The sequence below is a fragment of the Martelella sp. UBA3392 genome (assembly GCF_002358775.1).
Lineage (GTDB): Bacteria > Pseudomonadota > Alphaproteobacteria > Rhizobiales > Rhizobiaceae > Martelella > Martelella mediterranea.
The window spans coordinates 9,296-31,467 of the sequence record NZ_DEPM01000165.1 but is presented as its reverse complement, the minus strand read 5'-3'; the positions used below and the strand labels follow the sequence as shown (position 1 = coordinate 31,467).

At 61.6% G+C, this 22,172-nt stretch carries 23 protein-coding genes; 11 read left to right on the top strand and 12 right to left on the bottom strand.

The genetic code is table 11. The features are described 5' to 3' along the window. Positions 1-172: 172 nt before the first annotated feature. From B4E36_RS12595 to hemF, 3 genes are all read right to left on the bottom strand, one after another. Positions 173-355 (bottom strand): DUF1059 domain-containing protein, encoded by a 183-nt coding sequence (locus tag B4E36_RS12595; protein ID WP_018066761.1) that lies wholly within the window; start codon positions 353-355, stop codon positions 173-175. Positions 356-464: 109 nt separating this feature from the next. After that, positions 465-635 carry a hypothetical protein gene (locus tag B4E36_RS12590; RefSeq protein WP_292059137.1) on the bottom strand — a complete coding sequence of 57 codons (171 nt, stop codon included), beginning with the start codon at positions 633-635 and terminating at the stop codon, positions 465-467. 121 nt (positions 636-756) lie between these two features. After that, the gene (gene hemF / locus B4E36_RS12585; RefSeq protein ID WP_345900415.1) at positions 757-1,668 is read right to left on the bottom strand and encodes an oxygen-dependent coproporphyrinogen oxidase; all 912 of its coding nucleotides are present in this window, start codon (positions 1,666-1,668) and stop codon (positions 757-759) included. A gap of 107 nt (positions 1,669-1,775) precedes the next feature. On the opposite strand from hemF, the gene B4E36_RS12580 reads away from it, so the two are divergent. Further along, positions 1,776-2,027 carry a hypothetical protein gene (locus B4E36_RS12580; RefSeq protein ID WP_026173821.1) on the top strand — a complete coding sequence of 84 codons (252 nt, stop codon included), beginning with the start codon at positions 1,776-1,778 and terminating at the stop codon, positions 2,025-2,027. Between the two features lie 6 nt (positions 2,028-2,033). On the opposite strand, the gene B4E36_RS12575 is transcribed toward B4E36_RS12580, so the two are convergent. Both B4E36_RS12575 and B4E36_RS12570 read right to left on the bottom strand, forming a co-directional pair. After that, a complete protein-coding gene (locus tag B4E36_RS12575) occupies positions 2,034-2,504 on the bottom strand; it encodes a tRNA (cytidine(34)-2'-O)-methyltransferase (RefSeq protein WP_345900414.1) in 471 nt (156 codons plus the stop codon). A gap of 38 nt (positions 2,505-2,542) precedes the next feature. After that, complete coding sequence (locus B4E36_RS12570; protein WP_292059131.1) at positions 2,543-3,925, bottom strand: SLC13 family permease; 1,383 nt, start codon at positions 3,923-3,925, stop codon at positions 2,543-2,545. 65 nt (positions 3,926-3,990) lie between these two features. Between B4E36_RS12570 and B4E36_RS12565 the strand changes: the two genes are divergently transcribed. After that, on the top strand, positions 3,991-4,827 hold the full coding sequence (locus B4E36_RS12565; RefSeq protein ID WP_292059130.1) for an AraC family transcriptional regulator: 837 nt from the start codon (positions 3,991-3,993) through the stop codon (positions 4,825-4,827). Positions 4,828-4,846: 19 nt separating this feature from the next. Here the strand turns inward: B4E36_RS12565 and B4E36_RS12560 are convergent, their stop codons facing one another. Further along, positions 4,847-6,730 (bottom strand): FUSC family protein, encoded by a 1,884-nt coding sequence (locus tag B4E36_RS12560; RefSeq protein ID WP_292059128.1) that lies wholly within the window; start codon positions 6,728-6,730, stop codon positions 4,847-4,849. Between the two features lie 496 nt (positions 6,731-7,226). On the opposite strand from B4E36_RS12560, the gene B4E36_RS12555 reads away from it, so the two are divergent. The 6 genes from B4E36_RS12555 (at position 7,227) to B4E36_RS12530 (ending at position 14,640) form a co-directional block, all read left to right on the top strand. Beyond that, positions 7,227-9,086, top strand: a complete 1,860-nt coding sequence (locus B4E36_RS12555; protein WP_345900413.1) for an ABC transporter ATP-binding protein — start codon at positions 7,227-7,229, stop codon at positions 9,084-9,086. 86 nt (positions 9,087-9,172) lie between these two features. Next, the gene (locus B4E36_RS12550) at positions 9,173-11,038 is read left to right on the top strand and encodes an ABC transporter ATP-binding protein (RefSeq protein ID WP_414673758.1); all 1,866 of its coding nucleotides are present in this window, start codon (positions 9,173-9,175) and stop codon (positions 11,036-11,038) included. Between the two features lie 222 nt (positions 11,039-11,260). Continuing rightward, positions 11,261-11,839 carry a ubiquinol-cytochrome c reductase iron-sulfur subunit gene (petA, locus tag B4E36_RS12545; RefSeq protein WP_292059124.1) on the top strand — a complete coding sequence of 193 codons (579 nt, stop codon included), beginning with the start codon at positions 11,261-11,263 and terminating at the stop codon, positions 11,837-11,839. A 17-nt stretch (positions 11,840-11,856) separates the two neighbouring features. Next, complete coding sequence (locus tag B4E36_RS12540) at positions 11,857-13,134, top strand: cytochrome b (protein WP_026173818.1); 1,278 nt, start codon at positions 11,857-11,859, stop codon at positions 13,132-13,134. 17 nt (positions 13,135-13,151) lie between these two features. After that, a complete protein-coding gene (locus B4E36_RS12535; protein WP_292059121.1) occupies positions 13,152-14,012 on the top strand; it encodes a cytochrome c1 in 861 nt (286 codons plus the stop codon). An 88-nt stretch (positions 14,013-14,100) separates the two neighbouring features. Next, the gene (locus tag B4E36_RS12530) at positions 14,101-14,640 is read left to right on the top strand and encodes an adenine phosphoribosyltransferase (protein ID WP_414673757.1); all 540 of its coding nucleotides are present in this window, start codon (positions 14,101-14,103) and stop codon (positions 14,638-14,640) included. Positions 14,641-14,721: 81 nt separating this feature from the next. On the opposite strand, the gene B4E36_RS12525 is transcribed toward B4E36_RS12530, so the two are convergent. Continuing rightward, a complete protein-coding gene (locus B4E36_RS12525) occupies positions 14,722-15,210 on the bottom strand; it encodes a glutathione peroxidase (RefSeq protein WP_292059117.1) in 489 nt (162 codons plus the stop codon). 127 nt (positions 15,211-15,337) lie between these two features. On the opposite strand from B4E36_RS12525, the gene B4E36_RS12520 reads away from it, so the two are divergent. Then, a complete protein-coding gene (locus tag B4E36_RS12520; RefSeq protein WP_292059116.1) occupies positions 15,338-15,634 on the top strand; it encodes a BrnT family toxin in 297 nt (98 codons plus the stop codon). Beyond that, positions 15,576-15,854, top strand: coding sequence for a BrnA antitoxin family protein (locus B4E36_RS12515; RefSeq protein WP_345900411.1), 279 nt, complete (start codon positions 15,576-15,578; stop codon positions 15,852-15,854). Before B4E36_RS12520 ends, B4E36_RS12515 begins: the two co-directional genes overlap by 59 nt. Before the next feature lie 126 nt (positions 15,855-15,980). Here B4E36_RS12515 and ychF read toward each other — a convergent pair whose 3' ends face one another. Then, a complete protein-coding gene (gene ychF, locus B4E36_RS12510; RefSeq protein WP_292059113.1) occupies positions 15,981-17,084 on the bottom strand; it encodes a redox-regulated ATPase YchF in 1,104 nt (367 codons plus the stop codon). A gap of 217 nt (positions 17,085-17,301) precedes the next feature. On the opposite strand from ychF, the gene clpS reads away from it, so the two are divergent. Continuing rightward, on the top strand, positions 17,302-17,613 hold the full coding sequence (gene clpS / locus B4E36_RS12505) for an ATP-dependent Clp protease adapter ClpS (protein WP_292059112.1): 312 nt from the start codon (positions 17,302-17,304) through the stop codon (positions 17,611-17,613). 6 nt (positions 17,614-17,619) lie between these two features. On the opposite strand, the gene pth is transcribed toward clpS, so the two are convergent. The 4 genes from pth to B4E36_RS12485 form a co-directional block, all read right to left on the bottom strand. Continuing rightward, positions 17,620-18,336, bottom strand: a complete 717-nt coding sequence (gene pth / locus B4E36_RS12500) for an aminoacyl-tRNA hydrolase (RefSeq protein WP_292059111.1) — start codon at positions 18,334-18,336, stop codon at positions 17,620-17,622. 54 nt (positions 18,337-18,390) lie between these two features. Continuing rightward, positions 18,391-20,628 carry a putative bifunctional diguanylate cyclase/phosphodiesterase gene (locus B4E36_RS12495; protein ID WP_292059109.1) on the bottom strand — a complete coding sequence of 746 codons (2,238 nt, stop codon included), beginning with the start codon at positions 20,626-20,628 and terminating at the stop codon, positions 18,391-18,393. A gap of 258 nt (positions 20,629-20,886) precedes the next feature. Beyond that, a complete protein-coding gene (locus B4E36_RS12490) occupies positions 20,887-21,543 on the bottom strand; it encodes a 50S ribosomal protein L25/general stress protein Ctc (RefSeq protein WP_292059107.1) in 657 nt (218 codons plus the stop codon). A gap of 179 nt (positions 21,544-21,722) precedes the next feature. Further along, the coding region (locus B4E36_RS12485) for a S1 RNA-binding domain-containing protein (RefSeq protein WP_345900410.1) at positions 21,723-22,172 on the bottom strand (450 nt) is incomplete at its 5' end.

Below are 22,172 nucleotides of genomic sequence, written 5' to 3'. Positions count from 1 at the left end.
AAAAGCCGCAAATGCCGTTTTCGGGCGGCGACATCGTCGCTGCCGGCGTACCGGCGGGGCCGGCGGTCGGCGACTATATGAAAAAGCTGGAAGACTGGTGGATCGAAGGCGATTTCAAGGCCGACCGGGCAGCGCTCGCCGCCCGGCTCGACGCGCTTCGCAAGGATAAGGCCTAGACCTTTTCCTCGTCCTTGATACGCGCCTTGATGTTGTCGACCATATTCTCGCGAATAATGGTCTCGCCATGGGTTGTCCTCATATGCTCGACGGCGCGACGGACGACTTCCGCCTCCTCGTCCGCACTGGCATGAAAGGTGCAACCGGGCACGAGTGAACCGCAATCAAAGCGTTTCATGGCTTCCTCCTTGTGGTTGGCCTCCCAGCCGGCAAGGACCGGGAGGTCTTTGCTGAGCGCCGCGGGTCGCGGCTGGCCCGATCGGAGCCGTCATTCACGGCTCCCTGTCTTAGTGCCGGGCCCAGGTTTCAAACACGGCCGAACCCTCGCAGGGCCGGCGATGCAGGTGGGCGATATGGCCCGTACGCGCATTCTCCTCAGAGGCCGCAACCTTGCGCGGTTTCGGCTTCTGGTCGTCCTGTTTATGCCTGTATTCCTTGATTTCGACTTTCTTCGTCATTGTTCAGCTCCTCCCGAACAAGTTTACAATCAAGTCTTTTACTGACGTGGTGCAACGACCCTATGAATGCAAGGTGAACAAGGCGATAGTTTGATAAAAAATTAACTGTAACGATTTAGGATTAAGGCCATCTCGTGACAGGCGGCAGCGAGGACAGGATTGCCTCGATATTGCCCCCGGTTTTCAGGCCGAAAACGGTTCCGCGATCGTAAAGCAGGTTGAACTCGACATAGCGCCCGCGGCGGATCAACTGCTCGTCGCGATCCTCCGACGTCCATTCGTGATTGAAGTTGGAGCGCACGATCCGCGGATAGACCAGATTGAACGCCCGGCCGATATCCTGAACGAAGGCGAAATCGGCATCGAGCCCGCCCTTGTCATCCGCCGAATGCTGCCAGTCGAAGAACACCCCGCCAATGCCGCGCGCTTCCTTGCGGTGGGGCAGGTAGAAATACTCGTCGCACCATGTCTTCAGCTTCTTGTAGTCGATCACCGCCTGATGGCGGTTGCAGGCGATCTCCATGGCCCGGTGAAACAACATGCTGTCGGGGTCTTCCTGCTTGCGCCTGCGGGAAAGCACGGGCGTCAAATCCGCGCCGCCGCCGAACCACCAGCTCTTGGTGACGATCATGCGGGTGTTCATGTGCACGGCCGGCACATGCGGGTTGACGGGATGGGCGATCAGCGAGATGCCGCTGGCCCAATAGCGCGTCTCCTCGTCGACGCCCGGCATGTTGGCGGCCATCTCGGCGGAAAACGTTCCTTCGACGGTCGAGGTGTGCACTGCCGCCTTCTCGAACACGCGGCCATGCATGGTCGACATCCGGCCGCCGCCCTCTCCATTTTCGCGGGTCCAGTCCTTGACCTCGAAACGGCCGGGTTCGAGATCGCTCATCGGGCCCGTCAGCTCGCGTTCCAGGGCCTCGAAGCCGGCGCAGATCGTGTCCCGGAGGCTTTCGAACCAGGCCTTTGAGGCGGCTTTTTTGTCTTCGATGTCGTCCGGCAGACCCACGGGCAATTGCGGCCGTTCCATAGATGCACTCCACTCAAGACTGAAACGCCCGTTGACCCGGGCTTTTGATTTGACTCGCAAAGATCAGATGAAAACCTTATCTTCTTTGAAGAATGAAGGATAGCGTGATGGCCAATGTTCCAAAGCCGCCTTCAATGGCGGGGCTCAAAAAACGCATCCGGGAACACCGGGCGCGGGAGAAGAGCGACGGGTTCGTGCGCGAGCGTTATTGCCTCGCCCGCGAGGATGCCCGCGCCAAGGCGCGCGAGTGGTTCCAGAGCTATCCCAAGGCGGCCTATTGGACCGAGGTTGAAAGCTGGCGCGTGACCGGCGACGACCGGATCGAATTCACCATGCGGCGGCTCTCCTCCGCCGACTGATCGCGGTCAGGAAAGCCTCTCGAAGCCACCCGTCTGGCGCATCGCCTCGGCCGCGACGATGCCCGCCGATACCGCCAGATTGATCGAACGCTGCCCCTCAGCCATCAGGATCCGAACCCGATGGTCGGCGGCCTTATGGACATGGTCCGGAACGCCGGCGCTCTCGCGGCCGAACAGCAGGATATCGTCCGGCCGATAGGCGAATTCGGTATGGCCGACACTTGCCTTTGTAGAGGCCAGTACCAGACGCCGGCCGCTATCGCGCCGGAAGGCCTCGAAGGCCTCCCAGTCGACATGCCGGGTCAGGACGGCGCTCGCGATATAATCCAGTCCCGCCCGCTTGAGGTTCCGGTCGGACAGCGCGAACCCCGCTGGCTCGATGATATCGACGGCAAGGCCGAGGCAGGCGGCGAGCCTGAGGATCGTGCCGGTATTGCCGGCGATATCCGGCTGGTAAAGGGCAATGCGCAGGGTCATGGGCATTGTCTATGTCGGAATGCCGGGTGCCTCAAGCCTCAGATGACCCCAAGAAGTCTCCACCACAGGAAGTCGAGGGGAACCAGGATCAGCGCGGTGATCGCCGCCAGCGGCAGGAGGATCTTCATCAGTTTGGCCACCGGCTGCTCAGTCACCTGCATGCCGACCATCAACGGCGCGGACTGGTAGGGAAACAGGATGGTCGAGAAGCCGATGACCTGCGTCATCAAGACCGCCATCACGCTGAAGCCGGTCAGTTCCGCCAGTTCGCCCGCCATCGGGGTCAGGACGGCGGGCACGCCGGGCAGGATCGATATGATGCCGACCACGAAGGCGATCAGCGACAAAGACATGAAGTTCAGAAAATCCTGGCCGGGTTCGAGCGGCAGGAAGCGTTCCATGCCATGGGCGATCACGATCCCGAGACCGGTGAAATTGACGACGGCGCCAAGCGCCAGAAAACCGCCCATGAACAGCAATACGCTGAAATTCACATGCTTGTCGAATTCGGCAGGCCCGACCGGCCCCACGCCAGGCCATAGCAGCGCGATCGAGGCAGCGATACCGACCCAGGCCGGATTGATGCCGTGTAACGTATCAGTCATCCAGAAGGCGAGCGTCGTGACGAGAATAACGACGACATACCATTGCCGCCAGCCAAGCGGACGCGAGGCGACCTCCGCCTTGCCGCCGTCGCTCTTCGGTCTCGGCGTATCGGGAAAGATTCGGACGATCAGCACGACCATGATGATGCTTTTCAAAAGCCCCAGGATTGGGAAGTGCAGCGCCATGTAGGAGGCATAGGTAAGGTCGATGCCATAGATCGTCTGGGCAGCGCCTGCGAGAACGAGATTGGGTACGTTGGAAGGCAGCAGAGCGAAACCGGGAATATGGCAGCCGAAGGTTACTGCGATGGCAATCGCGGTTCGCCCGGTCGTTCCCTTCTCGAAGCCAAGGCCATCGGCAAGGGCCGCGGCAATCGGCCAGAGCAGGAAGAACCGCCCGAGCGACGAGGGCATCACGAAGGACAGCACGATCGAGATCGCGAATATGCCGGATATCAGAAAGACGTAGCTTCCGGAAAAGCGTCCGAGCAGAGCGGAACCGATCTTTTCGCTTAGACCGGAGCTTTTAATGGCCGCGGCAACCAGTAGCCCGGAGAATATCAGCCACATCGCGGCCGAATGGAAACCCGAGAAGACAACGTCGGGCGGCGCGAGTTTCAGCACCAGGGCGATGACGAAGAACAGCAGGCTTGCCAGATAGGGCGGCACCAGGCCGGTCGCCCAGAGGCTGAGCGTCACCAGCACCAGGCCCAGGGTGCGGGCCTGATCCGGGGTCATGAAGGAGACGGGAAAAAATGCGAATATGATCGCCAGTATGGCGATGCCCGCGACGATAAGTTTCTTGTAGGTCGGCATCGATAAGCCTTTGGATTGTTCTTTCGGCCAGTGTATGAGATCGGAAAGAACTGCGGAACTGCTACATGATGCCAAAAGATATCGCGTTTCCGACAATCTTCTTCGAGGACGACTTCTTCGAGGACGAGGCGCCGGGTTCGGTCCTCGACCCCGAGCGTCCCGTCATGGCGCGGGTGCGGCGCTGGAAGGCGGGCGAGGTCGGTCGCGAATCGCATTCTCATCCGCGCGGCCAGCTTTTGTGGGCGGAGGAGGGGATATTGCGGGTGCGCTCCGGCGGCACGCACTGGCTCGCGCCCTCCAGCCACTGCGTCTGGATACCGGGCGGGGTCGTGCATGCGGTGGCGATGGAAACCGATGTCTCGGCCTGTTTCATCTATATCGACCCCTCCGTGACCCGCGTCGGCAAGAGCGCCTGCGAGGTTCTGCACATGACCGCGCTGATGCGGCATCTGATCCTCAAGTTTCGCGCGCTGGCGCTGGAGGAGGCGGCCGACAAGGACGAGCGGCTTTCGCGGCTGTCAGAGGTCATCATCGATGAACTGGCGACACTGCCGTCCGCGCCCCTCAGCCTGCCCGCCGGCAGCGATCCGCGCCTCAAGCGCGTCACCGGTCGGCTGCTTGAAAGGCCGGATGACCATGCCAGCCTTGAGGAAATGGCGCGTTCTTCGGGCGCGGGCGTGCGTACGCTCGAGCGTCTGTTCCGCCGCGAGACCGGGTTCAGCTTTTCCGAATGGCGGAGCCGGCTCAGGCTGATGGAGGCGGTCAACGATCTCGGCCACGGAAGAAGCAGCACGGAGATCGCCGGGCGGCTCGGCTATCAAAGCGTGAGCGCCTTCGTTGCCGCCTTCCGCCGACATTTCGGCGTGCCGCCGCAGTCCTACATGAAGGACGGCTCTCTCTGAGAGACGGAAAGGGTCGCGGTCACGCGGATGGCAGGTTGCGCAGATAGTCGCCAAGCCAGTCGATTTCGGCTTCCACGGCGGTGAACCGGTCGGTTTTCTCGATGCGCGTTGGTTGCGGCACATGGGCCCTCAGATCGGCCATCGCCTGTTGGGCGCGGGTGATCCGTTCCGGATCCGGCGGCGGCTCGCCGCGTTTGCACCCGTCGGCATAGGCGGAAATCGCATCGCAGAGCCGTTCCGCGCCAACGATGGCGGGAAACCACGATGCGGCCTCGCGGCCCGCCGGTGGCGGTTCGGCGCTCAGTTTCTGAAGCTGGGTGCGCAGGTCGGAAAGCTTGCGATAGGCGGCAAACTCCTTTTCTCCGAGGTTTTTGCCAACGCTTTCCGCGCCACTGCCGGAGGCTGCGGCGAGAAAATCCGCTACGGCCTGGTTTGATGCCGCAAAGGCGCTCGCGATCCTGATGCCCTGGGAGCGAGGCCAGATCAGGTAGCCGAAAATGAGCACGATCGCCGCGCCGACCAGGGTGTCGTCAAGCCGTTGAAGGCCATAATGAAATGGCGCCGCGGGAACCGCGATCTCGATCATGAGCAGGACCACGGGGGTTAGCAGCACGACCTTCGCGGCATAGCTGCGCAGTGCCGCCAATGGCTGGAGAGCGGCAAGCACGGCGATGGCGGCGACCAGCCCGAGCCGGTCGGGGATCAGCTTGATCAGCGCCATCCCGATCAGCACGCCGATGACGGTGCCGATGCTGCGGTGGACGGCGCGTACGAACACCGATCCGAAATCGGGTTTCATGATGATGGCGACGGTGATCGGCACCCAATAGGCATGATCGCCGGAGACGAAGCGTCCGGCGATTTCCGCAATGCCGATGCAAAGCGCAAGCCGTAGCGCGGCGTCGATGACCTCGCGCCCGACGATAAGCTTGCGCAGGCCGGTCTGCAACGCGGCGCGCGAGAGATGCAGCACGTGGCGGCGGGTCGCATCGGCTGACCCGCGTTCGACAGTATTCGTTCGCCAGAGTGTATCGGAGAGCTGGCGGCACAGCCGGGCGAGTTCGCCATCGCCTTCCAGAGAGGGCTGGCGACCATTGGCCTCGTGCGCGTTTGCCACGGCGTCCAGCATGTCGGCCGCCGCCTGCCGGGCCTTGGGGTCGCGGTGCGCGCCGATGATCGCCATGGTCAGCTGATGGGCGAGCGACAGCATGTTGGCGCTGCGTGCCATGTCCCGCGTGCGGCCGGCGTCGTGGCTGCGCTTCTCGATCAGCATGTCATACGCGGCCTTGGTCTGGTCGGTCACGGCGCGGCGGGCGGTCTCGGCGGCGGTGCGGTCCCTGGCGCGGGCCAATTGGGCCAGCGCGCGGATGAGGTTTGCGCGCAATATGCGTTCGGGCCTGTCGTGGTCGGCAAGGGCGTCGATCGCGAGCATGGCCGTGACCAGGGCGGCACCCGCGACGAAACAGGCGCCGACCGCCCATGCCGGCATGCTGCCCGGTGTGCTGGCATGAACGATGGCGAGCACCAGCATGTAAAGCGCGCCGGTTGAAAACGCTGCGCCATAGCTGCTGATGATGCCGGAGGCGAGGCCGACGAGCACCAGAATGAGTAGGGTCATCGGGCCGTGACCGGCAATCACCGGTCCGATCAGGCATCCGATGGCGCCGATCGCGGTTGAGATCGCGATCATCCGGAATCGCTCGCGATAGGGGCCGAGCCGGGTCGTGACCTCGGTCAGGAACGCGCCGAGCGCGGCATAGAGAAACGGAGCGATGTCGCCGGAAAGAACGCCGGCGAGCAGCGGCAGGCCGGTGCCGAGCGAAATGCGCAGGCAATGGTGCCATGGCTTGTACGGCGTCATAAGCGCGAGCTTGCGATACCAACCGGCTTTGAAACCTTGCATAGGCAGTCTTCCTGTCCAACTCGCGGCGCGGGGCCTGGAGCGTTTCGCAGTCAGGTGGAAACGCCTGACGTCCGCGGAACTGCTCTCATGTCGCGGTTTCGGACATTTGGCCGCAACTTTCAAGCGGCGCGCGCCATACACAACCAGCGTTGATGGCACTGATCACTCCCGTTGCCCACCGGCAACACTGCCACGCAATCTCCACGTAATTGTCGATTGACGCTGGTCAAAATTCGGCGGCGGGCGTATAAGCGGCTCCGTTTTCAACGCCGGCAGAGGAGCGACCGCATGATGATTGTCAGCAGCACCGTGTTGCTCCGCGTCCCACCACGTCGGCTCGCGTGACCTTTCACACGCCTCTTATAATTCCTAGATAATCAATCCCAACTGTTGCGGCCCTTATCGTTTGGCCGCTGTTCCAGTCTCCGTCTCGTCCCGTGTCTGTGCGCCTGTGTGCCGCCGTTTTGGGCTCGAGGAGACCTATTGGAGTCCGATCATGTTTCGCTGGTTTGAAACCCGCCTGAATCCGTATCCTACGGAAGTGCCCGACACGCCGCCCAAGGGGCTGTTCCCCTTCCTGTGGCATTATTCCAAGCCGGCAGCGCCCTGGCTTATTCTGATGTCGGTGGTTGCGGCCACGGTCGCCTTTGCGGAAGTCTATCTGTTCCAGTTCCTCGGCGACATCGTCAACTGGCTGTCGACCGCCGACCGCGAGACCTTCCTCGCGGATGAGGGCTGGCATCTGTTCTTCATGGGCGCGCTGGTGCTTGTCGGGCTGCCGCTGCTGACCGCCTTCTCGTCGCTGCTGATCCATCAGGCGCTGATGCCCAACCTGCCGATGATCGGCCGCTGGCAGATGCACCGCTATGTCCTGCGCCATTCGATGAACTTCTATGCCAACGAGTTCGCCGGGCGGGTCTCGCAGAAGGTGATGCAGACCTCGCTTGCCGTTCGCGAAACGGTGATGAAGACGCTCGATATGTTCGTCTATGTGGTGAGCTATTTCGGGTCGATGATCTTCGTCGTCGCTGCGGCCGACGGACGTCTGGTGATTCCGCTTCTGGTATGGCTGGTGATCTACGGCATATTGCTGTGGTACTTCATTCCCAGGCTCAGAAGGATCTCGGCGGAGCAGGCCGATGCGCGTTCGCTGATGACGGGCCGCGTGGTCGACAGCTACACCAATATCGCAACGGTGAAGCTGTTTTCCCATGCGGGCCGCGAGGAGCAGTTCTCGAAGGAAGGCATGGACGGGTTTCTGGATACCGTTTACCGGCAGATGCGCCGGGTGACCCAGTTCCAGATCCTCGTCTATATCAACAACGCGATCGCTCTGTTCTCGGTTGCGGCACTTGCGATCCATTTCTGGATGCAGGACACGATCACCGTTGGCGCCATCGCCCTGACGCTCGGTCTGGTGATGCGCATCGGCGGCATGTCGCAGTGGATCATGTGGGAAGTGACCGGGCTTTTTGAAAACATCGGTACCGTCTATGACGGCATGGCGATGATGACCAAGAAGCACGAACTCACCGATGTCGAGAATGCTCCGGCCCTGACCGTCAAGAAAGGCGAGATCGTCTATGACAATATCTCCTTCCATTATGGCAAGAAGGGCGGCGTGATCGAAGGTCTGTCGCTCACGATCAAGCCGGGCGAAAAGGTCGGTCTCGTGGGCCGCTCCGGCGCGGGCAAGACCACGATGATGAACCTGCTGTTGCGCTTCTTCGATCTGGAGAGCGGGCGGATCACCATCGATGGCCAGGATGTGTCGAAGGTGGCGCAGGACAGCCTCAGGGAGAATATCGGCGTCGTGACGCAGGATACCTCGCTGCTGCACCGCTCGATCCGCGACAACATCGCCTATAGCCGCCCCGGCGCGAGCGACGAGCAGGTGATCGCGGCGGCCAAGCGCGCCAATGCCTGGGAGTTCATCCAGGGATTGAGCGACATGCACGGCCGGACCGGGCTCGAGGCGCATGTCGGCGAACGCGGCGTCAAGCTGTCCGGCGGCCAGCGTCAGCGCATCGCGATCGCGCGCGTGTTCCTGAAGGACGCGCCGATCCTGGTGCTGGACGAGGCGACCTCGGCGCTCGATTCGGAAGTCGAGGCCGCCATCCAGGAAAGCCTGTTCGGGCTGATGGAAGGCAAGACGGTGATCGCGATCGCCCACCGGCTGTCGACGCTGACCGAGATGGACCGTCTGGTCGTGCTCGACAAGGGCGAGATCGTCGAGGTGGGCACGCATGAGGAACTCGCCAACGGTCACGGCATCTATGCCGACCTGTGGCGCCGCCAGTCCGGCGGATTCCTCGGCGGTGACGAAGACCTCATTGCCGACACCGCCGCTGAATAAGATGAGCCGGGCCCGCTGAAAGGCGGGCCCGGTTCGCGTTGAATGGCATTTTCGCGAACGGCGAATCCCTGTAAGGCTCGATTATGATTTTCCGTCGCATTGTCCGCATCTTCGAAAACTGGATCGATCCGCTCGCCGACCGGCCTGTGGAGCAGCCGCCGGACACGCTGCTCGGATTCACCTGGTTCTATCTGCGGCAGGCGAAATGGCCGTTTTTTACCATGCTGGTGCTCGGCGGCGGCGCTGCGCTGATGGAGACGGCGTCGTTCTGGTTCATGGGTGTGCTGATCAACATTCTCGATGAAACCTCGCGCGAGGCCGGCTGGTCGGGCCTGATGGCGGCCCATGGCTGGGCGCTTATCGGCATGGCCTTTGCCATGATCGTGGTGCGCGTGACGCTTCTTTCGGCGTCGATGCTGGTCGAGGAGCAGACGATCACGCCGGGGTTCCAGAATCTGGTGCGCTGGCAGTCCTATCGATATGTGGCGCGCCAGTCGCTCACCTTCTTCCAGAACGATTTCGCCGGCCGGATCGTTACCAAGGTTTCGGCCGCCGGCCAGTCGATCGGTGACCTGATGTCCTCGCTCCTGCAGGTCGTCTGGTTCATGGCGATCTACACGATCTCGACCATGGCGCTGGTGGCGGCGCTGGACTGGCGGCTTGCGGCGCTGATCGCGCTGTGGATCGCGATATTCGCTATCCTGGCGCGGTATTTCGTGCCGCGCATCCGTCACAACGCCAAGGAACTGGCCGAGGTCAACTCGATGATGTCCGGCCGGCTGGTCGATTCGTTTTCCAATATCCTGACGCTGAAATTGTTCGGCAGCGACGAAGGCAATGACACCTATATCCGCCAGGGCTTCCTCCGGCTGATCGCCCAGATCCAGAAATTCACCCGCCTGATCACCGGGGTTCGGGCAGCGCTCAACCTGCTCTCCGGCGTGATGATCACCGCGATTGCGGCATTGTCCGTCCAGCTCTGGTTCACCAGTGATATTTCCTCCGGCGCGGTCGCCTTCACGCTCGGTCTCGCGCTGAGGCTCTCGATGCTGCTCGGGCGGCTGATGATGCAGCTCAACGGCATCATGCGCGCGATCGGCACGATCCAGAACTCCGCCGAAATGATCGCCCAGCCGATCGGGCTTGTCGACAGACCGGACGCGGCGGAACTGACGGTCAGTCATCCCGAAATCCGCTTCGAGAACGTGGCCTTCGGCTATGACGGCGCGGGTCCGGTGATCCGCAATCTGTCGCTCACGATCGGGGCCGGTGAGAAGGTCGGCATTGTCGGGCGGTCGGGGGCCGGCAAGTCGACGCTGGTGAATCTCCTGCTCAGGTTTTACGACGTCGACGGCGGCCGGATCCTGATTGACGGCCAGAACATTGCCGATGTCACGCAGGAAAGCCTGCGCGCCCATATTGGCATGGTGACGCAGGATACCGGCCTTTTGCACCGCGCCATCCGCGACAATATCCGCTTCGGCAGCCAGGACGCCGATGACGACAGGCTGTGGGAGGCGGCGGAGCGGGCCGAGGCAGACAGCTTCATCGCCGATCTTTCCGATCTGCGCGGCCGCAAGGGGCTCGATGCCCATGTCGGCGAGCGCGGCGTGAAGCTTTCGGGCGGCCAGCGCCAGCGCATCGCGATTTCCCGCGTGATGCTGAAGAATGCGCCGATCCTGGTGCTCGACGAGGCCACATCGGCGCTTGATTCGGAAGTGGAGGCGGCGATCCAGTCCAATCTGATGAAGCTGATGGAGGGCAAGACCGTGCTGGCGATCGCCCACCGGTTGTCGACGATCGCGGCCCTCGACCGGCTGATCGTGATGGACAAGGGCCGCATCGTCGAACAGGGAACCCATGGCGAACTGATCGAGAAGAAAGGGCTTTACGCCTCGCTGTGGGAGCGGCAGTCCGGCGGCTTTCTGCCGTCATTCGATACGGAAGAGTGATGCTTCGGGGCGCGTCGGTCGCGTCTTTGCCGCTCGCATTTTGGGGACGCGCGAAGGCTTGGCCTTTTGCTTGTGATTGAAATCCGTCAAACACTGGACATCGTTGATGAACATGCATAAAACTTGGCGGATCAAATGGACGCTGCCACGCGCCTTCGCGGGTAGACATGCGGAGGAAGGACGGTCCTCGGTGGCAGCGGCATCAGCTATGGAGGGACAGCGGTGCAAGACGAGATTGTTTCGACGGATCATTCCGGCGAACCGACCCGGCGCGATTTTCTTTATCTGACTACCGGAATGGCCGCAGCCGTCGGGGCCGCGGCGGTCGCCTGGCCGTTTATCGACCAGATGCGACCCGACGCGTCGACCCTTGCGCTATCGACAGTGGAAGTGGATGTATCGAGCCTCGAACCCGGCATGTCGCTGACGGTGAAGTGGCGCGGCAAGCCGGTTTTCATCCGCAATCGCACGGAACAGGAAATCGAGGAGGCCAAGGCCGTCCCGCTTTCCGACCTGAAGGATCCGGAAGCGCGCAACGAGAACCTGCCCTCAGGCTCGCCCGCGACCGACCTCGATCGCTCGGCCGGAGAAACCAAGGAAAACTGGATCGTGATGATCGGTTCCTGCACCCATCTCGGCTGCATACCGCTCGGCCAGGCCGGTGACTTCGGCGGATGGTTCTGTCCCTGTCATGGCTCGCATTACGATACGGCCGGCCGTATCCGTAAGGGGCCTGCGCCGCAGAACCTCGCCATTCCGCTATACGAATTTACGGCCGATACCGTGATCACGATCGGTTGAGGGGGAGAGACTGTTTCATGAGTGGACACTCAAGCTATGTGCCGTCGAACGGCGTGTCGAAATGGGTGGATTCGCGTCTGCCGCTGCCCCGCATGCTTTACGACAGCTTCGTCACCTACCCGGTGCCGCGTAATCTGAACTACGCCTACACGTTCGGCGCCATGCTGTCGGTGATGCTGATCGTGCAGATCGCCACCGGCGTGGTGCTGGCCATGCACTATACCGCCTCCACCGGCGCCGCCTTCCTCTCCGTCGAGAAGATCATGCGCGACGTCAACTACGGCTGGCTGCTGCGCTACATGCATGCCAATGGCGCGTCGTTCTTCTTCATCGCCGTTTACCTGCACATCGCCCGCGGGCTTTATTACGGCTCCTACAAGGCGCCGCGCGAAATCCTCTGGATGCTCGGCGTGGTGATCTACCTGTTGATGATGGCAACCGGCTTCATGGGCTATGTTTTGCCCTGGGGGCAGATGTCGTTCTGGGGCGCCACCGTCATCACCGGCTTCTTCACCGCCTTCCCGCTGATCGGCGACTGGGTGCAGCAACTCCTCCTCGGCGGTTTTGCCGTTGGCGAGCCAACGCTGCAGCGTTTCTTCGCGCTGCACTACCTGTTGCCGTTCATGATCGCCGGCGTCGTGATCCTGCATATCTGGGCGCTGCACGTGACCGGGCAGACCAACCCGACCGGGATCGAGGTCAAGCAGAAGAGCGACACCGTCGCCTTCACGCCCTATGCGACCGTCAAGGATGCACTCGGCGTGACCGTGTTCCTGATCGTCTATGCCTGGTTCATCTTCTACATGCCGAACTTCCTCGGGCATCCGGACAACTACATTCCGGCCGACTCGATGAAGACGCCGTCGCATATCGTTCCGGAATGGTACTACCTTCCGTTCTACGCCATGCTGCGCGCCATCACCTTCAATGTCGGTCCGATCGACTCCAAGCTCGGCGGCGTTCTGGTGATGTTCGGTTCGATCCTGATCCTTTTCTTCCTGCCCTGGCTGGATACGTCCAAGGTGCGTTCTGCTGCCTACCGTCCGTGGTACAAGCTGTTCTTCTGGTTGTTCGTCGCCAACGCGATCATGCTCGGCTGGCTCGGCTCGCAGGCGGCCGAAGGCATATTCGTGGTGCTGTCGCAGCTCGGCACGCTCTATTATTTCGGGTTCTTCCTCGTCATCATGCCGGTTCTGGGGCTTATCGAGAAGCCGACCAGGATACCGAATTCCATCACCGAGGCGGTGCTTGAAAAGGAAGCCGCCCGGAAAAAGCCAGCCGGTTCCGGCGTGTGAAGGGCGGGGGAAATATCATGAAGAAACTTGTTACCCGCATCCTGTTCGCAGCGCTGATGACGCCCGTCTGTCTGACGGGCGCCATGGCGGCCGAGGAGGAGGGACACGAAGGCGGCACGCCGCATTATCCGCTGAAGCATCCGCACAACATGGAATGGAGCTTCTCCGGCCCGCTCGGCACCTATGACCGCGCCCAGCTTCAGCGCGGGCTGAAGGTCTACAAGGAAGTGTGCTCGGCCTGTCACTCGATGGACCTCGTGGCCTTCCGCACGCTGACCGATCTCGGCTATTCGGAAGATCAGGTGAAGACCTTCGCGGCCGAATACGAGATCGAGGCCGGTCCGGACAATGACGGCAACATGTATATGCGGCCGGGCATCCCGTCGGACTATTTCCCGGCGCCGTTTGCCAATGCCGAACAGGCCGCCGCCTCCAACAATGGCGCTGCCCCGCCCGATCTGTCGCTGATGGCGAAGGCGCGCGGCATCACCCGCGGTTTTCCGACCTTCGTGTTCGATATGTTCACGCAGTATCAGGAAGGCGGACCGGACTATATCTATTCGCTGCTGACCGGCTATGAAGAGCCGCCGGAAGGCGTCGAGGTTCCGGCGGGCGGCCATTACAACCCGTATTTCGCCAATGCCGCGGCTCTGGCGATGGCCCCGCCGCTTTCCGATGGGATCGTCACCTATGAGGACGGCTCGCCGGAAACGCTCGATCAGTATGCCAAGGATATATCGGCATTCCTGATGTGGACGGCGGAGCCCAAGCTCGAGGCGCGCAAGCAGACCGGTCTTACGGTCATGGTCTTTCTTGTGATCCTGACGGTTCTGGTCTACCTGACGAAGAAATCGATCTACGCGCGCAAGCCGCATTGATTTCTCGACGTTTTGCATAAGCAGGAAAAGGCGGCGGCAGCCGCCTTTTTAATGTGTTCGGTCTGGCACGACGAAAGGACCTTTGACAATGAATTCGAACCCCGAACTGGCCGCCGCGATCCGTTCGATCCCGGATTATCCCAAGCCCGGCATCATCTTTCGCGATATCACGACCCTGCTGGGCGATGCCCGCGCCTTTCGCCGGGCCGTGGATGAGCTGGTGCAGCCCTATGTCGGGATGAAGATCGACAAGATCGCGGGCATCGAGGCGCGCGGTTTCATTCTGGGCGGCGCGCTGGCGCACCAGCTATCCGCCGGTTTCGTGCCGATCCGCAAGAAGGGCAAGCTGCCCGACAAGACCGTCTCCATGGCCTATCAGCTCGAATATGGCGAGGACACGATGGAGATGCATGTCGACGCCATCCGGCCTGGCGAGAAGGTAATTCTGTGCGACGACCTGATCGCCACCGGCGGCACCGCCGAAGGCGCGGTCAAGCTGCTGCGCCAGATGGGCGCCGAGATCGTCTCCGCCTGCTTCATCATCGACCTGAAGGACCTTCCGGGCCGCAAGAAGCTCGAGGCGATGGATGTCGAGGTGCGCTCGCTGGTGGAGTATGAGGGGCACTGAGACGGTCTAAGCCTGCTGTCTTCGTGACCCGACCTTTCACGACGGGCGTCACCCAGTAAAAATTGGCAGCGCGACGCGGCCTCAGGCCGCTTTCGCCAGCGCGTCGTTGATATCGTCCTGGATATCCTCCGGCTTTTCGGTCGGGGCATAGCGCTTGATCGGTTCGCCGTCGCGGCCGATCAGGAATTTGGTGAAATTCCATTTGATCATGCCGGAGCCAAGAAGGCCGGGGCGTTCCTTCTTCAGATATTTGAACAGCGGATGGGCATCGTCGCCATTCACATCGACCTTGGCGAACATCGGGAAGTCGATGTCGAACTGGGTCTTGCAGAATTCGGCGATCTCATCTTCCGCGCCAGGCTCCTGACCGCCGAACTGGTTGCACGGAAAACCGAGCACCGCGAAGGCCTGATCCTTGTATTTCCTGTGCAACATCTCCAGCCCTTCATATTGCGGCGTGAACCCGCATTTGCTGGCTGTGTTGACGATCAGTAGCACATGGCCCCTGAAATCGGCAAGGCTCACGTCCTCGCCGGTTATGCTCTTCGCGGTAAAATCATAAACGCTCATGTCCGTCCCCCGGATGCTCACTGGATGACTGCAATGTGGCGCAGGGGAGGGGCGACTTCAAGCGCCGCTATTGTAGAGTGTACATAATTCGTGTACACATAACTTGGATCAAATCCGGGGGACTGGGTTGGAATTCGAGTGGGATGAGAGCAAGCGGCTGCGGGTGATCGACGAGCGGGGGATTGATCTGCTCCATGCCGCACTTATTTTTGAAGGCTGGGTGCTAACCCGCATTGATGACCGTCAGGATTACGGCGAAACCCGCGAGATTTCCCTTGGGATGGTGGACGGCGAATGTTTCGTTGTGGTGCATACAGAGCGCCGTGGCATTTGCCGCCTGATTACAGCCTGGAAAGGAGGCCGAGATGAACGGGCCATCTATGAAGCGAGCATCGCTCGCCGAACTCAGGGCGAGGAAGGATAGAGGTGAACTCGCAAACCGCGCCGACGCAGTCGAGGGCGAGAGCCTTGGCGCCGATTTCTGGAAGAAAGCCAAGGTCAAAGCGCCGGCCACAAAGAGGTCGGTCCACCTCAAACTTGATCCGGATGTCTTCCAGTTTTTTTACGAGCAGGCGGATGGCAAGGGCCATTTGACGCAGATGCAGGCCGTGTTGAGGGCCTATGCCGAGGCGCACCGCCGCTGACTGTCGCAAGCCAGCCGCAGCGGTCGCGACATTCTAGAGCATTTCCGGTGAAAGCCGGAAATGCTCTATCTGTTTGTTTTATGCGCGTCCGGACGGAAAATCGGTATCCACTTTTCCTGGACGCGCTCAGGTATTAAACCGGAAGTGGATCACGTCGCCGTCGGCGACGACATATTCCTTGCCTTCGTCGCGAGCCTTGCCCGCTTCCTTGGCGCCGGTTTCGCCGTTGAAGGCGATGTAGTCGTCATAGGCGATGGTGTGGGCGCGGATGAAGCCGCGTTCGAAATCGGTGTGGATCACGCCGGCGGCCGCCGGGGCCTTGGTGCCGCGGCGGATGGTCCAGGCGCGGGTTTCCTTCGGCCCGACGGTGAAATAGGTGATCAGGTCAAGCAGCTTGTAGCCGGCGCGGATCAGCCGGTCGAGGCCGGGCTCCTCAAGGCCCATTTCAGAGAGGAACATCTCGGCTTCTTCTGCCTCGAGCTGGGCCACCTCGGCCTCGATCGCCGCCGAGATGATCACGGTTTCGGCTGCCTGGCCGGCCGCCATTTCGGCGACGGCCTTGGTGTGCTCATTGCCGTTCGCGGCATCGCCCTCGGCGACATTGCAGACGTAAAGCACCGGCTTGGAGGTCAGAAGGTTGAGCGCCTTCAGGATCTTCAGGTCCTCGGGGTCAAGGGTCGCGAGAAGGCTGCGCACCGGCTTGCCGTCCTGCAAAAGCTTCAGCGAGGCTTCCATCACCGGCAGCACGGCCAGCGCCTCCTTGTCCTTGCCGGTCGCGCGCTTGCGGGTCTGGTCGGCGCGCCGTTCCAGGCTTTCGAGGTCGGCGAGCATCAGCTCGGTCTCGATGGTTTCGGCATCGGCCACCGGGTCGATCCTGCCCTCGACATGGGTGATGTCGTCATCCTCGAAACAGCGCAGCACGTGGACCACGGCGTCGACCTCGCGGATATTGGCGAGGAACTGGTTGCCGAGCCCTTCGCCCTTTGAGGCGCCGCGCACCAGGCCGGCAATGTCGACGAAGGAGATGCGGGTCGGGATGATTTCCTTGGAGCCAGCGATTTTCGCCAGCGCGGCCATGCGCTCGTCGGGCACGGCGACTTCGCCGGTATTGGGCTCGATCGTGCAGAACGGGTAATTGGCGGCCTGCGCCGCGGCGGTCTTCGTCAGCGCGTTGAAAAGGGTCGATTTGCCGACATTGGGCAGGCCGACAATTCCGCATTTGAAACCCATGGAAATATCCTGTTTCGTGAATTCGCTTCTGGCCTGTGGCTATGGGCGATCTAGGCCGCCAAGGTCAAGGCTCGATCGACGAAACCGGGCTTTTCTCGCCCCGGCCCTTGCGAAAATGCCGCTGAAAGCGCAAAATAGGCACATCGTCGGGTGCCGCGATGAATGGCCGCCGCCGGCAACACAATCCTCATCAGTGACCAAATCAGAGAGCAAGCGCGTGAGCGATACGGGCGCCGATACCAAACGCAAGACCAAAACCGTCCCGAAGGTTGAAAAGCCGCGGCTCTACAAGGTCATTCTCGTCAACGATGACTATACGCCGCGCGAATTCGTGCTGGTGGTGCTGAAGGCGGTTTTCCGCATGAGCGAGGATCAGGGCTACAAGGTCATGATCACCGCCCACCAGAAAGGCAGTTGCGTCGTCGCCGTCTACACCCGCGATATCGCCGAGACCAAGGCGAAGGAAGCGGTTGATCTTGCCAAGGAAATCGGCTTTCCGCTGATGTTCAAGACCGAGCCTGAAGAGTAGGCCGGTTCAGTCCTTCTTCGGGCCGAGCAGCTTTTTCAGCATATCGGCCATCGGGCCGCGTTCCGGCACGGCCTGTTGGCCGCGTTGACGGGCCTTGTGGATATGTGACTGGCCCTTGCGGGCGGGTGCGGCTTTCGGTTCCGGTTTTGCGGGCGCAGCACCGCCGGAAAGGGCAAGCTTGTTCATCAGCTTTGAATCCTCGCCGCGCACCAGAAGATCGGCATTTTCCGCGAGTGCCGAGAGCAGCGGCTCCAGCCATTCGGAATCAGCCTTGGCGAAATCGCCCAGAACATGGCCGTGGACGCGTTCCTTGCTGCCGGGATGGCCGATGCCCAGCCGCAGGCGGCGATAGTCATTGCCGCAATGCGCGTCGATCGACTTGATGCCGTTATGGCCGCCTGAGCCGCCGCCGGTCTTGATCCGGGCCTTGCCCGGCATCAGGTCCAGTTCGTCGTAGATCACGATCAGATCAGCCGGCGTCAGCTTGTAGAAGCGCATGGCCTCGCCCACGCTTTCGCCGGAAAGGTTCATGAAGGTCTGGGGCTTGATGATCAGCACCTTCTCGCCGGCAAGGCTGCCTTCGGCGATCAGCCCCTTGAACTTCTTCGACCAGGGCGAGAAGCCGTTCTTTTCGGCGATCGCATCGGCGGCCATGAAGCCGATATTGTGGCGATTGCCTTCATATTGGCTGCCCGGATTGCCGAGGCCCGCGATGATGAGCATGGGACTGTCCTGTCGTGAAAACCGGTTCTCAACAACCGGTTTTCGTCGCCGGTGTCAACCGCTGGAAAGCTTTGCGATGGTAGCGGCAAGAGAGAGCGGTCGGGAATAGAGATAGCCCTGGCCGTATTGAGCGCCGATGGCGTGAACTTGTCGCGCCTGTTCCCCGTTCTCGACGCCTTCCGCCACCATCTGGCAGCCCATATTGAGCGAAATGGCGGCGATCCCCTCGATCAGGCGTCGCGACCGGCTGGCGACGGCGGCGTCGTGATCGGTGAGGTTACGGGTGAACGACTGGTCGATCTTGATCACGTCCACCTGCAGGCGCGAGAGATAGGAGAGTGACGAATAGCCGGTGCCGAAGTCATCAAGCGCCAGTCGGCAACCCATCAATCGCAGCTTCTGCAGGCTCGCGCGGATCCGCTCGCTGTCTTCCAGAAACACCGCCTCGGTGATCTCGACGGTCAGGCGTGCCGGATCGATGCTGAAGGCGTCGAGCTTCTCGGCCATGAAATCGATCATGTCGGGGGTGAGCTGCACCGGTGAGAGGTTCACGGCGAGATAAAGCGCATCATTGCGCAACGCCCTGCTGATCTGCCGGAAACCCGCAAGCGTTTTTGCAAAGAACTGGCGTCCGGCCGGAACGATCTGCTCGGTCTCCTCAGCGATCGCGATGAATTCGCCGGGCATGATCACGCCCTTTTCGGGGTGGTTTATCCTGATCAGCGCCTCGAAGCCGATCGTTGCTCCGCCGGCGAAGCTGATGATGGGCTGGAAGTGCGGCTCGAACAGGTTCTCCTCGATACCCCTTTGCAGATGCGCCTCGGTTTCCGCGCGCCTTCTGGCGTTGGCGAACATTTCCGGCTCGAACCACAGCGTTCCGTGGCGGCCGGCGTTCTTCTGAACCGAAACCGCGATTGTGGCAAGCCGCAGCAGATCCGTGCCATCGGTGGCGTGGTCCGGCGCGCAGGCGATGCCGGTGCTGACATTGGTCGTGATCGAGGCCGTCTTCACGATGAAGGGCAGATAGATCGCATCCTGGATGGCGCTGGCGAGCGCCTCGGCCCGCGCCTTGGCATCTGGACCGGCAAGCACGAAGGCGAATTCATCGCCCCCTAGGCGCGCGGCGGCGGTCATTTCATCCAGTGCCGGGGTCAGCCGCTTGACGAAACCGCGCAAGACCTCCTCTCCGGTGCGGAACCCGTGGTGGTCGACAATGGTCTTGAAACGGTCGAAATCGACCAGAACACAGATCACGTCCCGGTCGGGGTTTGCCAGCAGGCGATCCAGAGCCCGCTCGAACCCCATCCTGTTCAAAAGCCCGGTCAGGGGATCGGTGAGAAGCGGCGTGTGCGCATCCGCGCTGCCCGATATCTCGGGGAGCTCCCGGATGACGGCGAGTATGAAATTGTCGCCATCGGGCGTGGAGACGGGAACGGCGGAAAACCAGATATCGATGCTGCTGCCATCGGCGCGCAGATATTTCAGCGTGCCCGCCTGCGACAGTCCCGAAGATCGCATCCGCTCCAGCCGGTCGGCCACCATGCGGCGGTCGGGGTCGGCGATGAACTCGGTCATGTGAACGTTCAAGACCTTCTCGCGCCGGTATCCGCCCGCGGTCAGCCAGCCATGGCTGGCGTCTACGATCTGGCCGGTGACCGAAATCAGAACGACCATTTCGCTTTCGCTTTCGAACAATTCGCCGAAAGCGGTGGTGGCCGGCAGCGACTTGCGTTCCGACAAGGCAAAACTGCGCGAGAACCTGTTCAGCTTCGCCCGCCGCCGCCGCCGCCGCATGCGGCCTTCAAGCAATTCGCGTTTGAAGGCGCTGTCCGCCAGGGCCGGCGGCGCCCGCCAGACGAGCAGGGCCAGCGCCACCGCCGCGAACAGGCAGATGCCGCGCAGGATCCAGGTGCTCCAGAATGTGGGGTCGGCAAAATAGAACGACAATTGCCCTGTTCCGCCTGCCTGGCGCGTAAAGTCGACCGGCTGGGCGTAGGCGAGCAGGTTCCGCTCCTGACGACGCGTCAGGTTTTCATCTCTCACGATCAGCTCAAGCAGGCCGGTTCGGCTGGTGATTTCAAGCTTTCTGATGACGGATGTATTCACAAGCGCTGTGGCGATCTCGTGAATGGAGCGGCTGTCGGCGGCCCTGATCGCCGGCGCTACCGAGCTTGCCAGGTCGGCAATGTAATCCCTCGCTTCAACCCGCCGCTTCTCCGCGACCCAAAGTCCGAGAAGTGCGGTCAGCATCATCGTGGAGGCAAGCGCTATCCCGCATGAAAGCGCTATCATATTCGTTCTGCTCAACTGACGGCGTAACACAGAGCGCGCTCCTGCCTGACGCATTGATTGCTGATCCCAAGGGGAGATGTGCCGATATCCAAAGGCTTGAAACACGCTTTCCCGGCGGGGCAAGGCGCAGCCGACAGACTTAAAACACTGATATTAAACGCTTTGGCAACAGGGTTGGCAAGTGTATTTTAGTCGGCGCTTACAATAAAAGACCGCGAGCTTTCGCCCGCGGTCCCTGATTGCCTGTCCTGGACGGGATCAATTCTCGTCGGAATTGTCGTCGTCAGACTGTGCGGTCGCTTCAACCTCATCGGCCTCGGGCGCTTCTTCGTCGTCGGACTTGAGGCCGGCCGGCGCTGCGATGGTGGCGATGGTGAAGTCGCGGTCGGTGATGACCGGCGTCACGTTCTTCGGCAGGTCGACCGACGAAATGTGGATGCTGTCGCCGAGCTGGGCCGAACCGAGATCGACCGTGATGCTGTCGGGGATGGCGTTCGCCGGGCAGTGGAACTCGACTTCGTGACGCACGATGTTGAGCACGCCGCCCTTCTTGATGCCGGGGCAGGTTTCATCATTGATGAAGTGAACCGGAACGGCGACGGTCACGATGCTCTTTTCCGAAATGCGCAGGAAATCGACATGCATGACGAAATCGCGGACGGGATCGAGCTGATAGTCCTTCGGCAGGACCATGTACTTGTCCTTGCCGACTTCGACGTTGAAGGTGGTCGTCATGAAACCACCGCCGAAGATAAGCTTCGTGATCTCGTTGCGCGAGATCGAAATTGAAACCGGGGGCTGTTTGTCGCCGTAGATTACGGCCGGTACCATGCCATTGCGACGCAGTTCCCGGGCGGACCCCTTACCGACCCGTTCGCGCGCTTCGGCCGTGAGCACAGAGTTGGTGTTGCTCATAGCAATTCCTTTCGGTTGTGTGCGGAGCGTTTTGCGGCGATATCTGAAAGCCGCAAAGCGGAGCGCCGTTGCCGGCACTCATTCGCGCTGCCTCCAAGGGTGTCTGCGCGAACGCAGTGCCTATATCCGACACGGTCCCAAAAGGCAAGCGCCGTGCCGGTTTGATCGCCGGGCCGAATCTAGCGCCGCCCCGGCCTTCCGCCGCGCATCGGGCGGCCGCGCTTCGACTTGTGGAAGGAGCGGGTCGCCGTCGGCAGTTTCTTGCCCGAGCTCAGCATCTCGAATCTGAGCGCGCCGGCCAGCGGAATGGCTTCCACGAGCTGCACCTCGACATCATCGCCGAGCTGATAGCCGAGCCCGGTCTTTTCGCCGACCAGCGCCTGACGCACCTCGTCATGGACGAAATAGTCGCTACCAAGCGTAGAAACGGGGACAAAGCCGTCGGCGCCATATTCCGGCAGGGCGATGAACAGGCCGGAGCGGGTGACGCCGGCCACGCGGCCATCGAAACTCTCGCCGATGCGACCCGCCAGATGATGCGCGATCAGCCGGTCCACGGTCTCGCGCTCGGCGGCCATGGCGCGGCGCTCGAAGGTCGAAATCTCGGCGGCGATGTCGTCGAGCTGCGC

Bases quoted from the DNA above. Each gene is read 5' to 3' on its own strand.
- B4E36_RS12595 (WP_018066761.1), bottom strand. From the start codon at position 355: ATGAAACGCTTTGATTGCGGTTCACTCGTGCCCGGTTGCACCTTTCAT.
- B4E36_RS12590 (WP_292059137.1), bottom strand. From the start codon at position 635: ATGACGAAGAAAGTCGAAATCAAGGAATACAGGCATAAACAGGACGAC.
- hemF (WP_345900415.1), bottom strand. From the start codon at position 1,668: ATGGAACGGCCGCAATTGCCCGTGGGTCTGCCGGACGACATCGAAGAC.
- B4E36_RS12580 (WP_026173821.1), top strand. From the start codon at position 1,776: ATGGCCAATGTTCCAAAGCCGCCTTCAATGGCGGGGCTCAAAAAACGC.
- B4E36_RS12575 (WP_345900414.1), bottom strand. From the start codon at position 2,504: ATGACCCTGCGCATTGCCCTTTACCAGCCGGATATCGCCGGCAATACC.
- B4E36_RS12570 (WP_292059131.1), bottom strand. From the start codon at position 3,925: ATGCCGACCTACAAGAAACTTATCGTCGCGGGCATCGCCATACTGGCG.
- B4E36_RS12565 (WP_292059130.1), top strand. From the start codon at position 3,991: ATGATGCCAAAAGATATCGCGTTTCCGACAATCTTCTTCGAGGACGAC.
- B4E36_RS12560 (WP_292059128.1), bottom strand. From the start codon at position 6,730: ATGCAAGGTTTCAAAGCCGGTTGGTATCGCAAGCTCGCGCTTATGACG.
- B4E36_RS12555 (WP_345900413.1), top strand. From the start codon at position 7,227: ATGTTTCGCTGGTTTGAAACCCGCCTGAATCCGTATCCTACGGAAGTG.
- B4E36_RS12540 (WP_026173818.1), top strand. From the start codon at position 11,857: ATGAGTGGACACTCAAGCTATGTGCCGTCGAACGGCGTGTCGAAATGG.
- B4E36_RS12535 (WP_292059121.1), top strand. From the start codon at position 13,152: ATGAAGAAACTTGTTACCCGCATCCTGTTCGCAGCGCTGATGACGCCC.
- B4E36_RS12530 (WP_414673757.1), top strand. From the start codon at position 14,101: ATGAATTCGAACCCCGAACTGGCCGCCGCGATCCGTTCGATCCCGGAT.
- B4E36_RS12525 (WP_292059117.1), bottom strand. From the start codon at position 15,210: ATGAGCGTTTATGATTTTACCGCGAAGAGCATAACCGGCGAGGACGTG.
- B4E36_RS12515 (WP_345900411.1), top strand. From the start codon at position 15,576: ATGAACGGGCCATCTATGAAGCGAGCATCGCTCGCCGAACTCAGGGCG.
- ychF (WP_292059113.1), bottom strand. From the start codon at position 17,084: ATGGGTTTCAAATGCGGAATTGTCGGCCTGCCCAATGTCGGCAAATCG.
- pth (WP_292059111.1), bottom strand. From the start codon at position 18,336: ATGCTCATCATCGCGGGCCTCGGCAATCCGGGCAGCCAATATGAAGGC.
- B4E36_RS12495 (WP_292059109.1), bottom strand. From the start codon at position 20,628: ATGATAGCGCTTTCATGCGGGATAGCGCTTGCCTCCACGATGATGCTG.
- B4E36_RS12490 (WP_292059107.1), bottom strand. From the start codon at position 21,543: ATGAGCAACACCAACTCTGTGCTCACGGCCGAAGCGCGCGAACGGGTC.